The 16,152-nt window shown below is 69.9% G+C and carries 10 protein-coding genes; 8 read left to right on the top strand and 2 right to left on the bottom strand.

The features are described from left to right. The first annotated feature begins 103 nt into the window (after window positions 1–103). The 7 genes from NRY95_18295 (at window position 104) to nagA (ending at window position 8,969) form a co-directional block, all read left to right on the top strand. A complete protein-coding gene (locus NRY95_18295; protein UYC18629.1) occupies window positions 104–2,380 on the top strand; it encodes an alpha-N-acetylglucosaminidase in 2,277 nt (758 codons plus the stop codon). Next, window positions 2,377–3,531: a heparan-alpha-glucosaminide N-acetyltransferase domain-containing protein gene (locus tag NRY95_18290; GenBank protein UYC15630.1), complete on the top strand. Its 1,155-nt coding sequence runs from the start codon at window positions 2,377–2,379 to the stop codon at window positions 3,529–3,531. Before NRY95_18295 ends, NRY95_18290 begins: the two co-directional genes overlap by 4 nt. A gap of 105 nt (window positions 3,532–3,636) precedes the next feature. After that, window positions 3,637–4,359, top strand: coding sequence for a GntR family transcriptional regulator (locus NRY95_18285; protein ID UYC18628.1), 723 nt, complete (start codon window positions 3,637–3,639; stop codon window positions 4,357–4,359). 37 nt (window positions 4,360–4,396) lie between these two features. Then, the gene (locus tag NRY95_18280) at window positions 4,397–5,677 is read left to right on the top strand and encodes a sugar MFS transporter (protein UYC15629.1); all 1,281 of its coding nucleotides are present in this window, start codon (window positions 4,397–4,399) and stop codon (window positions 5,675–5,677) included. 42 nt (window positions 5,678–5,719) lie between these two features. Further along, on the top strand, window positions 5,720–6,787 hold the full coding sequence (locus tag NRY95_18275; protein UYC15628.1) for a LacI family DNA-binding transcriptional regulator: 1,068 nt from the start codon (window positions 5,720–5,722) through the stop codon (window positions 6,785–6,787). A gap of 8 nt (window positions 6,788–6,795) precedes the next feature. Then, window positions 6,796–7,824, top strand: coding sequence for an SIS domain-containing protein (locus NRY95_18270; GenBank protein UYC18627.1), 1,029 nt, complete (start codon window positions 6,796–6,798; stop codon window positions 7,822–7,824). Next, window positions 7,824–8,969, top strand: coding sequence for an N-acetylglucosamine-6-phosphate deacetylase (nagA, locus tag NRY95_18265; protein ID UYC15627.1), 1,146 nt, complete (start codon window positions 7,824–7,826; stop codon window positions 8,967–8,969). The genes NRY95_18270 and nagA overlap by 1 nt, the downstream gene beginning before the upstream one ends. A 244-nt stretch (window positions 8,970–9,213) precedes the next feature. Here the strand turns inward: nagA and NRY95_18260 are convergent, their stop codons facing one another. Both NRY95_18260 and NRY95_18255 read right to left on the bottom strand, forming a co-directional pair. Beyond that, window positions 9,214–10,449 carry a multifunctional CCA addition/repair protein gene (locus tag NRY95_18260; GenBank protein UYC15626.1) on the bottom strand — a complete coding sequence of 412 codons (1,236 nt, stop codon included), beginning with the start codon at window positions 10,447–10,449 and terminating at the stop codon, window positions 9,214–9,216. A gap of 131 nt (window positions 10,450–10,580) precedes the next feature. Continuing rightward, window positions 10,581–12,551 carry a transglycosylase SLT domain-containing protein gene (locus NRY95_18255; GenBank protein ID UYC15625.1) on the bottom strand — a complete coding sequence of 657 codons (1,971 nt, stop codon included), beginning with the start codon at window positions 12,549–12,551 and terminating at the stop codon, window positions 10,581–10,583. Between the two features lie 637 nt (window positions 12,552–13,188). On the opposite strand from NRY95_18255, the gene NRY95_18250 reads away from it, so the two are divergent. Continuing rightward, window positions 13,189–16,074 carry a TonB-dependent receptor gene (locus tag NRY95_18250; protein ID UYC15624.1) on the top strand — a complete coding sequence of 962 codons (2,886 nt, stop codon included), beginning with the start codon at window positions 13,189–13,191 and terminating at the stop codon, window positions 16,072–16,074. Window positions 16,075–16,152: the final 78 nt, after the last annotated feature.

Genomic DNA, 16,152 nt, shown 5'->3' with positions numbered 1-16,152 from the left:
AATGAACCGAGTTTTCCGCCATGCCTTTCCACACGTAGGTGCCTGGATGCGCTTCGTGCGCGCGTTGCCGGTCCCCGGGCAAGCCGCATTGCTGCTGGCCTGCATGCTGCTGGTGCCGGCCGCGGTTGCGGCACCCGTACAGGACGCGCAAGGCGACGCCGCACGCGGCGTGCTGCTGCGCACGCTCGGCCCGCGCGCGGCCGCGCTGACCCTGCAACGGCAGCCGCGCGGCAACGGCAACGACTGGTACCAGGTCGCCGCCGACGCCGGCACGCTGCGCGTGTCCGGTTCCTCGGAAGTGGCGTTGGCGCATGGCGCGTACAGCTACCTGCAATCGATCGGCGCCGCTTCGGTGAGCTGGGAGGGCAGCCGGGTCGCGCTGCCTGCGGCCTATGCCGATTTCCGCGGGCAACGCGTGGTCACGCCGTTCGCCTACCGCGCCTACCTCAACGTCTGTACCTACGGCTACACCACGCCGTGGTGGGACTGGGCGCGCTGGGAACGCGAGATCGACTGGATGGCGCTGCACGGGATCGACATGCCGCTGGCGATGGAAGGCCAGGACTACGTGTGGCAGGCGTTGTGGCGCGAGTTCGGGGTGAGCGACGCGGACCTGGCGCAGTATTTCTCCGGCCCGGCGTTCGCGCCGTGGCAGCGCATGGGCAATATCGAAGGCTATGACGCGCCGTTGCCGCAGCAGTGGATCGAGGACAAGCACGCCCTGCAGCTGCGCATCCTGCAGCGCATGCGCGCGCTGGGCATGAAGCCGGTGCTGCCGGCCTTCGCCGGCTACGTGCCGAAGGCGTTCGCGCAGGCGCATCCGCAGGCGCGCATCTACCGCATGCGTGCCTGGGAAGGCTTTCACGAGACCTATTGGCTGGATCCGGCCGATCCGCTGTTCGCGAAGATCGCGCAGCGCTTCATCCAGCTCTACGACCGCACCTACGGCAAGGGCACCTATTACCTGGCCGATGCGTTCAACGAGATGCTGCCGCCGATCGCCGCCGACGGCAGCGACGCGCGCCTGGCCAGCTACGGCGACAGCACCGCCAACACCGCCAACACCGCCAAGACCGACAAGACCGCCCCCGCACCGCCCGAGGTGCCGCCGGCGCAGCGCGACAAGCGCCTGGCCGACTACGGCCGTGCGCTGTACGCATCGATCCATCGCGCCAACCCCGACGCGGTGTGGGTGATGCAGGGCTGGCTGTTCGGCGCCGACCGCCATTTCTGGACGCCGCAGGCGATCGCGGCCTTCCTGCGCGAGGTGCCCAACGACAAGCTGCTGGTGCTGGACATCGGCAACGACCGCTACCCGGGCACCTGGAAGCTGTCCGACGCGTTCGACGGCAAGCAGTGGATCTACGGCTACGTGCACAACTACGGCGGCAGCAATCCGGTGTACGGCGACCTGGCGTTCTACCGCGACGACCTGCGCGCGCTGCTCGCCGACAAGGACAAGCAGCAGCTGGTCGGCTTCGGCGCGTTCCCCGAAGGCCTGCACAACAACTCGGTGGTCTACGAGTACATGTATGCGCTGGCCTGGGGCGGACAGGAGCGTTCGCTGCAGGACTGGCTCGGCGACTACACCCGCGCCCGCTACGGGCATACCTCGCCGGCGCTGCGCGCGGCCTGGGACGACCTGCAGGCCTCGGTGCTGTCGACCCGCTACTGGACGCCGCGCTGGTGGCGCAGCCGCGCCGGCGCCTACCTGCTGTTCAAGCGGCCGACGCTGGACATCGGCGAGTTCGAAGGCGCGCCCGGCGATCCGCCGCGCCTGCGCCGCGCGCTGGACCAGCTGCTGGCGCTGGCGCCGGAATACGCCGACGCGCCGCTGTACCGCTACGACCTGGTCGACTTCGCCCGCCACTACGCCACCGGCCGCGTGGATGCGCAGCTGCAGCAGGCGCTGGCCGCGTACAGGCGCGGCGACGTCGCCGCCGGCGATGCCGCCTTCGCCCGCGTGCAGACGGCGGTGCAGCAGCTCGACCGCCTGGTCGGCGGCCAGCAGGAAACCCTGTCGAGCTGGCTCGACGATGCCGCCGGCTACGCGAAGACGCCGCAGGACGCGGCCTCCTACCGGCGCGACGCCAAGGCGCAGGTCAGCGTGTGGGGCGGCGAGGGCAATCTCGGCGACTACGCGTCCAAGGCCTGGCAGGGCATGTACGCCGACTACTACCTGCCGCGCTGGGCGCTGGCGATGCAGGCGCTGCGCGCCGCGGCGGTCGCCGGCGGCAGCGTGGACGAGGCGGCGCTGCAGCAGCGGCTGCGCGCCTGGGAGCGCGACTGGGTGAAGCGCGAGACACCCTACGCACGGCAAGCGCCGGCCGATCCGGTCGCCGCGGTGCGCACGCTGCTGCAGCAGGTGGATGCCCGATGAGCGCCGCCTCCGCGACCATCCCCGCCGCGCTGCCGTCGCGCGAACGCTTCCTGTCGCTGGACGTGTTCCGCGGCCTGACCATCTTCCTGATGATCCTGGTCAACACGCCGGGCGCCGGCGCCGATGCGTTCGTGCAACTACGGCATACGCCGTGGTTCGGTTTCACCGCCGCCGACCTGGTGTTCCCCTCGTTCCTGTTCGCGGTCGGCAACGCGATGAGCTTCGCGCTGGACCGCAGCCAGCCGCTCGGCGCGTTCCTGCGCCGGGTCGGCAAGCGCAGCGCGCTGATCTTCCTGCTCGGCTTCCTGATGTACTGGTTTCCGTTCGTGCACCAGGGCGCCGACGGCGCCTGGAGCTTCACCGCGATCGACCAGACCCGGGTGCCGGGCGTGCTGCAGCGCATCGCGCTGTGCTACGCGCTGGCCGCGCTGTTGTGCCGCTGGCTGCCGCCGCGCGGCCTGCTGGCCGTCTGCGTCGCGCTGCTGCTCGGCTACTGGGCGGCGCTGTTCCTGTGGGGCCAGCCGGGCGCGGAACTGAGCAAGCTCGGCAACGCCGGCACGCGCCTGGACCTGTGGCTGCTGGATCCGGCGCAGCTGTACCGCAAGGACGGCGGCTTCGATCCGGAAGGCCTGCTCGGCACGCTGCCGGCCACGGTCAATGTCATCGCCGGCTACCTGACCGGCCTGTACGTGCGCCGCGTCGGCAAGCAGGCGCGCACGGTGCGCTGGCTGCTGCTGGCCGGCATCGCGCTGACCTTGCTGGCGCTGGCCTGGCAGCCGTGGTTCCCGCTGGCCAAGAAGCTGTGGACCGGTTCGTTCGTGCTGCTGACGGTGGGCCTGGACCTGCTGCTGCTGGGCGCGCTGCTGTGGGCGATCGGAGTACGCCAGTGGCGGGCCGGCAGCGGCTTCTTCACCGTGCTCGGGCGCAATCCGCTGGCGATCTACCTGTTCTCCGAACTGTTCGTGGTCGCCCTGCGGCTGGTCCCGGCCGGCGACAGCGGGTTCGACCTATACCAATGGCTGGGCATCGCGGTGTTCCAGCGGCTGCTGCCGGGACCCTGGGGCAGCCTGGCCTGCGCCCTGGCCTACACCTTGCTGTGCTGGGCGGTTGGCTGGTGGATGGACCGCCGGCGGCTGTACCTGCGGCTCTGACCTGCGCGTGCACGGGCTGCGGATTGGTACTATATTGGACATAATGAATCCATACGGTCTGGAGGGAGCACGATGACCAAGCCCAAGCCGGAGGCCGACCCCAGACTGGCAGGCCTGGCCGTGGACCCGAGCGCGCCGACGCCGCTGTATCTGCAGCTGGCGAGCAAGCTGGTCGAGGCGATCAAGGGCGGCCAGTGGAAGCCGGGCGAGGCCTTGCCGGCCGAACGCCAGCTGTGCGAGCAGTTGCAGGTGTCGCGGGTGACCCTGCGCCAGGCGGTGGACGCGCTGGTCGAACAGGGCCTGGTCTCGCGCCGGCAGGGCGCCGGCACCTTCATCACCTCGCATATCCAGCACCAGCTCAGCGGCCTGGCCAGTTTCAGCGAGACCCTGCGCATGAAGGGCCTGGAGCCGGGCACGCGCTGGCTGGAACGGCGCGTGCGCCCGGCGCACGGCGAGGAAATCCTGCGCCTGGGCCTGTCGCCGGACACCGTGGTGGCGTCGCTGACCCGCCTGCGCAGCGCCGACGGCCGGGTCATGGCCTATGAGAAGGCGGTGCTGCCGCAGCGCACCGTGCCCGATCCGCTCGCGATCGGCGATTCGCTGTACGCCTACCTGGACGCGCAGGGCACGCCGGTGGTGCGCGCGCTGCAGTACTTCCGTGCGATCAACCTGCCGGCGCGGCTGGCCGGGCACCTGGGCATGAAGGAAGGCGAGGCGATCCTGCACGTGGTGCGGGTCGGCTACACCCGCGACGGCAGCGCGATCGAGCTGACCGATACCTATTGCCACAACGACTACTACGACTTCGTCGCCGAGCTGCGACGCTGATCGCCCGACCCACGCGCCCCCCGGAGCCCGCCCGCCCATGACCACCGCACGGCCTGCCAGTCCCTTCGCCTCGATCGCCATCGTCGGCCTGCTGTTCTTCATCATCGGCTTCTTCACCTGGATCAACGGCCCGCTGATCACCTTCGTGCGGCTGGCGTTCGACCTCGACGAGGTCAACGCGTTCCTGGTGCTGGCGGTGTTCTACCTGTCGTACTTCTTCCTGGCGCTGCCGTCGTCGTGGATCCTCAAGCGCACCGGCATGAAGAAGGGCCTGGCGTTGAGCCTGCTGGTGATGGCCGCGGGGGCCGCGCTGTTCGGCCAGTTCGCCACGCAGCGCTTCTATCCCGGCGCGCTGGCCGGCCTGTTCGTGATCGGGAGCAGCCTGGCGCTGCTGCAGACCGCGATCAACCCGTACATCAGCATCCTCGGCCCGATCGAGAGCGCGGCGCGGCGCATCGCGGTGATGGGCATCTGCAACAAGATCGCCGGCATCCTGGCACCGTTCCTGATCGGCACGCTGGTGCTGCATGGCGTCGGCGACCTGGCCACGCAGGTGCAGGCCGCCGACCCGGTGGCCAAGGAAGCGCTGCTCACCGCGTTCGCCGCCAAGATCCACCTGCCGTATCTGGTGATGGCCGGCGTGCTGGTGCTGGTGGCGATCGGCGTGCTGTTCTCGCCGCTGCCGGAGTTGAAGGCCTCGGAAGTCAACGCCGCCCCGGTCGGTGCCGGCAGTCCCGCGCAGAAGACCAGCATCTTCCAGTTCCCGCACCTGTGGCTGGGCGTGCTGTGCCTGTTCGTGTACGTGGGCGTGGAAGTGATGGCGGGCGATGCGATCGGCACCTACGGCAACGGCTTCCACCTGCCGCTGGACCAGACCAAGCTGTTCACCTCGTTCACCCTGGGCGCGATGCTGGCCGGTTATGTCGCCGGCCTGCTGCTGATTCCCAAAGTGATCTCGCAGGCGCGCTACCTGAGCCTGTCCGCCAGCCTGGGCGTGCTGTGCTGCGTGGGCGCGTATTGCACCCATGGCTATGTGTCGGTGGGCTTCGTCGCCGCGCTCGGCTTCGCCAACGCGATGATGTGGCCGGCGATCTTCCCGCTGGCGATCAAGGGCCTGGGCCGGCACACCGAGATCGGTTCGGCACTGCTGGTGATGGGCATCGTCGGCGGCGCCTGCATCCCGCAGCTGTTCGCGGTGCTGAAGCAGCATTTCGATTTCCAGCTGGTGTTCCTGCTGCTGATGGTGCCGTGCTACCTGTACATCCTGTTCTATTCCCTGGTCGGCCACCGCGCCGGCCAAGCCTCCGCCCGCGCGTGATCGCGCATCATGGGCGTCCTTCCCGACGTGCAGGACCGCAGTATGCGTAGACCCACCATCAAAGATGTCGCCGAACGGGCGCGGGTATCGCTGAAGACCGTGTCGCGGGTCATCAACAACGAACCGTCGGTGATGCAGGCCACGCGCGCGCGCGTGCTGCACGCCATCGCCGAGCTGGACTACGAACCGGATCCGTCGGCGCGCAACCTGCGCAGCGGCACCCCGTTCGTGATCGGGCTGGTGTACGACAACCCCAACCCGTACCACATCATCGGCGTGCAGAACGGTGTGCTGGCGGCATGCCGCGAAACTGGCTTCGGCCTGCAGATCCATCCCTGCGACTCGACCTCGCCGATGCTGGCCGAGGAACTGGCCGAATGGACCCAGCGCTCGCGCCTGGCCGGGCTGGTGCTGACCGCACCGATGTCCGAGCGCGCCGAACTGGTCGCGGCGCTGACCGCGCGCGGGATCAAGACCGTGCGCATCATCGCCGCCACCGAAGATCCGAAGGACGGCCCCTGCGTCTACGTCGACGACCGCGATGCCGCCTACGAGGTCACCGAGCACCTGATCCAGCTCGGCCACCAGCGTATCGGCTTCCTGTGGGGCGGCACCTCGCACCGCTCCAGCGGCGAGCGCTATGCCGGCTACGAGGCGGCGCTGAAGGACTACGGCATCACCCTGGACAAGCACCTGGTGGTGCCCGGCGACTACACCTTCGACGACGGCTTCCGCGGCGCGCGGCGGCTGCTGGCGCTGCGCGAGCCGCCGACCGCGATCTTCGGCTCCAACGACGAGATCGCCGCCGGCGTGCTCGCCGCGGCCAAGTCGGCCGGCATGAACGTGCCCTACGACCTGTCCATCGCCGGCTTCGAGGACAGCCCGTTCTCGCGCCAGTCGTGGCCGGCGCTGACCACCGCCAAGCAGGCCACCGAGGACATCGCGCGCCACGCCGCGCGCCTGCTGATCAGCCAGCTGCGCAGCGACGCCTACGAAGAGCATCCGGCGCCGATGCACAACCAGGGCTTCGTGCCGCAGCTGGTGGTGCGCGGCTCCACCGCGCCGATGCAGCCGCACTCCCGCCGCTCTCCTTCCCCCGATCCCACATGACCCTGCCCATGGCATTGCCCACCGAAACCGAAACCCTGATGTTCCGCGAAGCCGCGGAAACCGCCGATGTCGTCGCCGCGCAGTTCGCGTGCAACCATGCCGTGGTGAGCGCGCTGGCCGCCGCGCTGCGCGCCGATCCGCCGCCGTTCGTGGTCACCTGCGCGCGCGGCAGTTCCGACCATGCCGCGACCTACGCCAAGTACCTGTTCGAGACCCAGCTCGGCGTGGTCACCGCCTCGGCCTCGCCGTCGGTGGGGTCGGTATACGCATCGCCGCTGCAGTTGCGCGGCGCGCTGTACGTGGTGATCTCGCAGTCCGGCAAGAGCCCGGACCTGCTGCGCAACGCCGAAGCCGCCAAGGCTGCCGGCGCGCGTGTGGTGGCGCTGGTCAACGTCGAGGATTCGCCGCTGGCGCAGCTGGCCGACACGGTGATCGCGCTCGGCGCCGGCCCGGAGAAGAGCGTGGCCGCGACCAAGAGCTACCTGGCCTCGCTGGCGGCGATCCTGCAGCTCGGCGCGCACTGGAAGAACGATGCGGCGTTGCTCGCCGCGCTGGATGCGTTGCCGCAGGCGCTGCGCGCCGCCTGGCAGGCCGACTGGCGTCCGCTCACCGACGGCCTGGTCGAGGCGCACAACCTGTTCGTGCTCGGCCGCGGCCTGGGCCTGGCCGCGGCGCAGGAAGCGGCGCTGAAGTTCAAGGAAACCTGCGGCCTGCATGCCGAAGCCTACAGCTCGGCGGAAGTGAAGCACGGGCCGATGGCGCTGGTCGGCCCCGGCTTCCCGGTGCTGGCCTTCGCCCAGCCGGACGAAACCGGTGCCGGCACCCGCAGCCTGGCCGAGGAATTCCGCGGCCGCGGCGCGCAGGTGTGGCTGGCCAGCGCCGACGGCGATCTGCCGCTGGTCGCCGCGCCGCATCCGGTGTGCGCGCCGCTGCTGACCATCCAGAGTTTCTACCGCGCGATCAACGCGCTGGCGCTGCGCCGCGGCTACAACCCGGACCTGCCGCCGCATCTGAACAAAGTGACGGAGACGGTGTAATGACGACGACGGCGCTGCGCAATGCGCGCGTGCTCGGTGCGGACGGATTCCTCGATGGCGTGGGCGTGCTGCTGGAGGGCGGGCGCATCGCCGCCGTGCTCGACGACGGCGACGCGCGCCTGGCCGCGGCGCCGGCGCAGCTGGACCTGGGCGGCGGCACGCTGTTGCCGGGGTTCATCGACGTGCAGGTCAACGGCGGCGGCGGCGTGCTGTTCAACAACAGCACCGACGTCGAGGCGCTGCGCCGCATCGGCCAGGCGCATCGCCGCTACGGCACCACCGGCTACCTGCCGACGCTGATCAGCGACGACCTGGAGGTGATGCGCGCGGCGATCGCCGCGACCCGCCAGGCCATCGCCGCCGGCGTGCCGGGCGTGCTCGGCATCCATCTGGAAGGGCCGTACCTGGCGCCGGCGCGCAAGGGCACCCACAACGTGGACAAGTTCCGCGTGCCCGATGCCGCCGAACTGGCGCTGGCCACCTCGCTGGACAACGGCGTCACCCTGATCACGCTGGCGCCGGAACGGCTGCCGGTCGACAGCATCCGCACCCTGGCCAGCGCCGGCGCGCGCGTGTTCGCCGGCCACACCGCCGGCAGCTACGACGAGATCCGCGCCGGACTGGACGCGGGCGTGTGCGGCTTCACCCATCTGTACAACGCGATGTCGCCGCTGCAGGGACGCGATCCCGGCGCGGTCGGCGCCGCGCTGGAAGACCGCCACGCCTGGTGCGGGCTGATCGTCGACGGCGTGCACGTGCATCCGGCCAGCCTGCGCGTGGCGCTGGCGGCCAAGCCGCGCGGCACGCTGTTCCTGGTCACCGACGCGATGCCGATGGTCGGCGCCGACAGTCCCAGCTTCGACCTGTATGGCGAAACCATCACCGAGGTGGACGGCGTGGTACGCAACGCCGCCGGCGCCCTGGCCGGTTCGGCGCTGGACATGGCCAGCGCGGTCCGCAACAGCGTGCAGTGGCTGGGCGTGAGCCTGGACGAAGCCGCGCGCATGGCCTCGCTGTACCCGGCGCAATGCCTGGGCATTGACGACCGTTACGGACGTATCGCGCCCGGCTACCAGGCCGACCTGGTGCTGCTCGACGACGCGCTGCAGGTGCGGCGGACCTGGATCGCCGGGGCGATGGAGTAGCCGGGCAATCCGGCGTTCCTGATCCACGCTGTTTGCATCCGCCTGCAGCGACGTCGGGCTGCATTCGTTAGCGAAAGGCTGCGATCGCATCGTGGCCTGCACGCGCATTGCGGCGGTGCATTTCGACCCGGATGCGTCATGTGTCGAACCCAGAGCCGCTACTGCACGTTCGTCGTCCGTAATCGGACGAAAGAAAACGTGCTAGCGACGTTGTTAGAGACGTGCGCCGCGATGCCCGGCCGCGTCAGTTCGCGGGCGTGCCGCGCACCGCGGCGATCGCCTTGATCCGCGCCTTCGCCAGCGCCTCGCCGATCTGCGGGCCGCTCAGGCCCTGCGCGGCCAGGTCGCGCGCGTTGACCGCCAGCGCCGCGGCGTGCAGGCGCTGCAGGTCGCGGCCCTGCGGGTAGTCGGCGTCCTCGCTGCCGAGGCGGCCGCGCTTGTCGGCCTCGCATACCAGCGCCAGCTGCGCGATGCGTTCGGGCTTGCGGAAGCCGTCGCAGCGTTGCAGCAGTTCGTGCACGGTGCGGTCGCGCAGCTCGGCCAGGCGATGCACGTTCAAGTGTTCGCGGCAGGCGATCTCGGCCAGCTGGCGGTGCTCCTGCGGCAGCTTCAGCCGCTCGCACAGCGCGCGCAGCGGGGCCACGCCGCGCTGTTCGTGCATCACATGCTTCGGCCATTCCGCGGGCGGCGTCAGCGCCTTGCCCAGGTCGTGGGTCAGCGCGGCGAAGCCGATCAGCGCATCGCCCGGCGCCAGCCGCGCGGCCATGTCGCTGACCAGTTCCTGGTGGCGGCCGGTATCGATCTCGGGATGGTAGTCGGCGCGCTGCGGCACGCCGTACAGCGCGTCCAGTTCCGGCAGCACGCTGCGCAGCGCATCGGCGTCGTGCAGGGTGCGCAGGAACGCCGACGGTTGCGCCGAGGCCAGGCTGCGGCGCAGCTCCTGCCACACGCGCTCGGGCACCAGCGTGTCCAGTTCGCCGCTGGCCGCCATCTCGCGCATCAGCGCCAGGGTCTCTGGCGCGACGCTGAAACCGAGCGGGGCCAGTCGCGCCATGAAACGCGCCGCGCGCAGCACGCGCAACGGATCCTCGCCGAAGGCCGGGCCGATGTGGCACAGCACGCGCCGTTCGATGTCGCGCACGCCGCCGTAGGGATCCACCAGCGCGCCGCTGTCCTCGTCGCGGGCGATCGCGTTGATGGTGAAGTCGCGGCGCTGCAGGTCTTCTTCCAGCGTCACCGACGGGTCGGCGTCGACCACGAAGCCGTGGTAGCCGCGCCCGGATTTGCGCTCGGTGCGCGCGAGTGCGTATTCCTCGCTGCTGTGCGGATGCAGGAACACCGGGAAATCGCGGCCGACCTGTTTGTAGCCCAGGTCCAGCATCCGCTGCGGGGTGGCGCCGACCACGACCCAGTCGCGGTCGCCGGGCGGCTGCCCGAGCAGGCTGTCGCGGACGGCGCCGCCGACTAGGTAGATGTTCATTGGGGGCCGGGAATGGGGAGTCGGGAATCGGGAATGGGAAAAGCAGGTTCGCTCGGTCCGATGCCGCCGTGGTGTGCGGACGTCAGTTTCGGCGAGATCTCGCGCGGTGCGCCGTTGCGATTCCCCATTCCCTATTCCCGATTCCCGGCCGCGGCCCCAGCCGCGGCCACACACACGAACTTCTTGCGCGGCGCATCCAGCTTGCCGAGCATGCGCTCGCTGACCGGCAGCGCGTCGCCGTTGAGGCGCCAGTCGTAGATCACGCTGAAGGCGAGGATGCGCGCGACGTATTCGCGGGTTTCCTTGTAGCTGATCGTCTCGATCCAGAAGTCGGCGTCGTGGCCGGGGCGCTGGGTCTGCCAGCGCGCCGCCGGGCCGGGGCCGGCGTTGTAGGCGGCGATGGTCAGGTACGGCAGGCCGTAGGTGTTCAACAGTTGGCGCAGGTAGGCGGTGCCGATGGCGATGTTGGTGTCCGGATCGTACAGGCTGGCGGCGCCGCCGTAGCCGGCCAGGCCGAGGGTCCTGGCCACGCTGGCGCCGGTGGCCGGCAACACCTGCATCAGGCCCATCGCATTGGCCGGCGAACGCGCGTTCGGGTTGAAGATGCTCTCGGCGCGGATCTCGGCGGCGACCCAGGCCGGGTCGATCGCGTTCTTGCCCGCTTCGCGGCGAATGGTGGCGTCGTGGTGCAGCGGGAAGCGCAGCGCATACAGGCGCTGCTCGTCGGGCAGCTTGCCCAGCGCGAACACCGCGCGGTCGAACCAGCCGTTGTCGCGCGCCACTTCCACCGCGATGCGCCGCTGGGTGTCGTCGAAGCGGGTCAGCGCGTCGTTCCATTCGGCCACCGCCCAGGACGCGCGGTCGATCTTGAACAGCTCCAGCGCGCGCACCAGTGCCGGATCGCGGGCCACGGCGGCCTGCGCCTGCGCGCTGTCGTTGGGTTCCCACGGGCACAGTGCGTACGGCTGCTTGAGCCGGTCGGCGGCCATGAAACCGTGGAAGGTGGCGGACTTGGCGGCCTCGCGGTACAGCCGCTGCGCCTCGCCGGCATTGCCGGTCTTTTCCGCCAGCCGCGCTTCGAAATACTGCCAGCGCGAATCGTTGCGCTGCGCCGGCGCCATCTTGCGGATCGCGGCCAGCGCCGCCGACCAGTCGCCGCGCGCCATCGCCTCGCGCGTGCGCCATTCGTGCAGGCGTTCGTCGTAGGCGCTGTCGGGCACCGCGTTGAGCCGGCGCGCCGAATCCGGTCCGTACGAGGCCACCGTCCACAACGCGATCTGGTACAGCACCTCGCCGCGCTGCGCCTCGCTCAGCTGCAGCGCCTGGGCGAATTGCGGCAGCTGCCGCTCGGCCGCGTCCGGATCGGCCTTGGCCAGTTTTTCCAGGCCGTCCACCGCCACCTTGCGGCTGCGTTCGGTCTTCGGCCAGGTCAGCGCGCGTGTGTGCACCGCGTCCAGGAACGCCGCGTAGTCGTTGGCCAGGGCCAGCTCGGCGGCGGGCAGGCCGCGCGCCGCGCTGCGCATCACCGCCGGCTGCTGCGCATCGGCCGCCGCTTCCACCCGCGCCCAGCGCAGCGTATCGGTCATGCCGCCGCGCGCCTGCAGTACCGCGAACACCGCATCGCAGGCATCGGGCAGCGACTTGCCGCTGCTGCGCCACAGCGCCTGCGCCTCGTCGATCCATTGCGCGTCGGCACGGCCGGTGGCCTGGCGCGCGTTGAGCTGGGCGCAGCGCAGGCCGGTGTTGTCGGTGGGCTTCCAGTTGGCCAGCAGCGCCGGCCAGTCCTGGCGCCGCGCCAGCGCCGGCAGCCACAGCGTGCGGAAGCTCTCGGCCACCGGCTGCCCGGCGTAGCGCTTGAGGAAATCCTGCGCCTGCGCGTCGGAGACGCGGTCGATGGTGCGGCGCAGGTTGGCGTACTCGAGCCAGCCGTACAGCGGGTGCTGCTTGAACGCGGCCGCCTGCGCGGGATCGAACTGGCCGCGCTCGGCGGCGTCGATCGCCGCGCGCAGCGCAGGACGCTGGGCGTCCAGGGTCTGGGCGAGGGCAGGAGCGTTGCCGCACAGCGCGGCGACGAGCAGCAGGAGGGACGTGCGCAATTTCATGCGCGGGACTATACCGAACGCCGATGAATCGACGCGGCAAGGGCTTTGCGGCGTAGCGACGCGAGCGCAGCTGGCAAGGGCGTGGAGAGGGGATGCGTCGTGGTCCGCCGCAGCCGGCGCAGCGCTGTCTGGCGCGGCATGGGCGCTGGTTGGATCCGGTGCCAGCTGCGCTTGGCGTGACATGGTGCATTGGGCTGCCGCCATGCGCTTTGCGTGCCGCACGCTTGGCGCTGCATCGAGCCGTGTCCGCCCCGCGCGGTCGGAGGCCGCGATGCGGTGTCGCAACCGGGCGTAGCGGTGCGATGGGTGCAGCATGTCGCCGGCCGCGCCCGCGCCGGCAAGAACAGCGCGCACTTGGTTTCCCGTAGCTCGCCGAGCCGGCCGGCGCGATCGGCATGCGGTTGTCTTCGCCATGTCCCGGTATTCGCTTGCCTGGCGTGCACTGTCTTGCGGTGACCCGAATTGAGTCCGGGTGGACTGCGCCATGTCTACGAAATCGTCCAGTCGGTCCCGGACTGTCCGAATCGCGGTCCGATTGCTTGCTTAGGGTTTACGTTTTGTTTACAAGGTAGGCCACGCCGTCGCGGTGCAGGGGGTCGCAGCGGCCGACCCACATCCTTTCTGGAGAGAGAGACGGATGAATTGCCTGCACCGCCATCCTTTGGTTTTCGCGGTTTCCTTGTCCTTGCTGGCCGGCTCGCCCGCGCTGGCCATCGCCCAGCAGGCCGCACCCGCGGCCCCCGAGTCCGCCACCACCCTGGACAGCGTCCAGGTCACCGGCACGCGCATCCGCAAGGCCGAGCTGGAGGGGCAAGTGCCGGTGCAGACGCTGAGCCGCGCCGACATCGAACGCACCGGCCTGACCTCGATCGGCGACGTGCTGCAGGAACTGACCGCCTCCGGCTCGGCGTTGAACACCAAGTTCAACTCCTCCGGCAACTTCGGCTTCCCGCCCGACGGCAGCGGCGTCGGTGCCGGTTCGGCGCAGGTGGACCTGCGCCATCTCGGCGCCAAACGCGTGCTGGTGCTGGTCGACGGCATGCGCTGGGTCAACGAGTCCTCGGCGTCCGGCGTGGGCGCGGCCACCGACCTCAACACCATCCCGCTGGCCATCGTCGAGCGCATCGAGGTGCTGGAGGACGGCGCCTCCTCGCTGTACGGCTCCGACGCGATCGCCGGCGTGGTCAACATCATCACCCGGCGCAAGTTCGACGGCGGCCAGGTCACGCTGAACTACGGCCAGTACGACAAGGGCGACGGCGCCAGCAAGGGCGTGGACCTGGCCTGGGGCCACAGCACCGAGCGCACCAGCCTGTTCCTGGGCGCCAGCTACACCAAGCAGGATCCGATCTACGCGCGCGACCGCAAGCAGTCGCTGTATCCGGTGCCCGGCACCGGGCTCAGCTTCGGCAGCTCGGCCACGCCGGACGGCCGCTTCATCTTCGTCGATCCGGTCACCGGCGCCGAGCAGGACCTGACCCCGAACAGCGGCGCCGGCACGCCGAGCTACGACGGCAGCGCCGGCTGCACGCGCAGCGACGACTATCACTGCTTCGGCACCGCCGACCGCTACAACTTCGCCGCCTCCAACCTGTTGCTGACCCCGTCCGAGCGCAAGGGCGTGTTCGGCCAGTTCCGCTACTTCTTCAACGACGACGTGCAGTGGTACCTGAAGCTGCTCGGCAACCGCCGCGAGTCGACCAACCAGGCCGCGCCGGAGCCGATCTTCCTCGGCCCCGATGCCGGCACCGGCAATCCGCTGGCCGACAACATCGTCATTTCCGCGGCCAATCCGTACAACCCGTTCGGCTTCGACCTGGATTCGTCCAGCAACCTGATCATGATCGGGCGGCGGCCGGTGGAAGGCGGCGCGCGCGTGTTCGAGCAGCGCGTGGACACCCAGTACGTCGGCACCGGCTTCATCGGCAGTTTCGAGAGCGCCGACCGCACCTGGTTCTGGGACGTCAATGGCGCCTACAGCAAGAACAAGGCCGAGCAGACCAACTACGGCAGCTACAACCTCTACAACATCAACCTGGCGCTGGGCGACCCGGCCGCCTGCGCGGCGGTGGCCGGCTGCGTGCCGCTGGACATCTTCGGCGGCGCCGGCAGCATCACCCCGGAGATGCTGCGCTGGATCCAGCCGGTGGTGCACGACCGCAGCCAGAACGAGCTGACCCAGTTCACCGCCAACCTCAGCAGCGACCTGTTCACCCTGCCGGCCGGCGCGGTGTCCTTCGCCACCGGCGTGGAATTTCGCAAGTACGAGGGCTGGTACCACCCGGATCCGTTGACCGTGATCGGCCACTACAACGGCGTGCCGTCGTTGCCGACCGAAGGCAGCTACAACGTCAAGGAGGCCTACCTCGAACTGAGCGTGCCGATCTTCGCCGACTCGCCGCTGGGCGACAAACTGGACCTGAGCCTGGCCGGGCGCTATTCCGACTACTCCACCTTCGGCGGCGAGTTCACCCCGAAGTACGGCCTGCGCTGGCAGGTGTCGCCGGACTTCGTGCTGCGTACCAGCTACGCCGAAGGTTTCCGCGCCCCGACCATCGGCGAACTGTACGGCTCGGCCGCGCGCGCCGACCTGACCCTGTCCGATCCGTGCTCGATCGGCCTGGGCGGCACCGCGCCGCGCGGCAGCGCCGCCAACTGCGCCGCGCTCGGCGTGCCGGCCGGCTACCAGCAGGCCAACTCGCAGATCTCGGTGACCACCGGCGGCAACCGCGCGCTGGAGCCGGAGAAGGCGCGCAGCTTCAGCGCCGGCTTCGTATGGAGCCCGTGGTTCGCCAGCAACGTGCCGTGGTCGGACCGCTTCGATGTCGAGGTGACCTTCTACCGCCACGACATCGACGGCGCGATCCAGGCGATCAACGCGCAGACCCAGCTCGACCTGTGCGTGGACACGCTGGACGCGACCTACTGCGACGGCATCACCCGCGCCTCCACCGGCGGCATCAACGGCTTCAACAACCGCCTGACCAACCTCGGTTCGATCAAGACCGACGGCTGGGACGTGGACCTGTTCTGGACCTCGCCGGAAACCGCGGCCGGGCGCTTCAAGATCGGCTGGCAGAACACCTTCGTCACCCGCTATGTCGCCACCGGCGCCGCCGGCCAGGTGCAGCCGCAGGAACCGGGCGTGGAAGTGGTGGACAGCGCGATCCCGGAGTGGACCAGCAATTTGACCCTGGACTGGTCGTTGAACCGCTGGAACGCCTCGTGGACGGTGCGGCACATTTCCGAACTGACCGAGCAGTGCGGCGACGCGGTGGCGTTCCCGGTGTGCAGCAACCAGGCCGCCGGCACCAACACGCTGGACGCGATCACCTACCACGACGTGCAGCTGGGCTACCGCTTCGACTGGCTCAAGGGCCTGACCGTCAGCGGCGGCGTCAACAACGTGTTCGACAAGGATCCGCCGATCTGCCTGTCGTGCTCGCTCAACGGCTACGACGCGTCGACCTACGACATCCCGGGTGGCCGTTATCTGTACGTGCGTGCGGATCTGAAGTTCTAGGGCGCTTGCGCTTCGCCTGAGGCCGAATGTGGGAGCGACTTCAGTCGCGACGGGCGTCACCGATAAATCCCGTCGCGA

It is taken from the genome of Xanthomonas campestris pv. phormiicola, from assembly GCA_025666215.1.
In the GTDB taxonomy this organism is placed as follows: Bacteria; Pseudomonadota; Gammaproteobacteria; order Xanthomonadales; family Xanthomonadaceae; genus Xanthomonas_A; species Xanthomonas_A campestris_A.
Note: the sequence above shows the minus strand (reverse complement) of the source record. Positions and strands in the feature narration are given on the sequence as shown.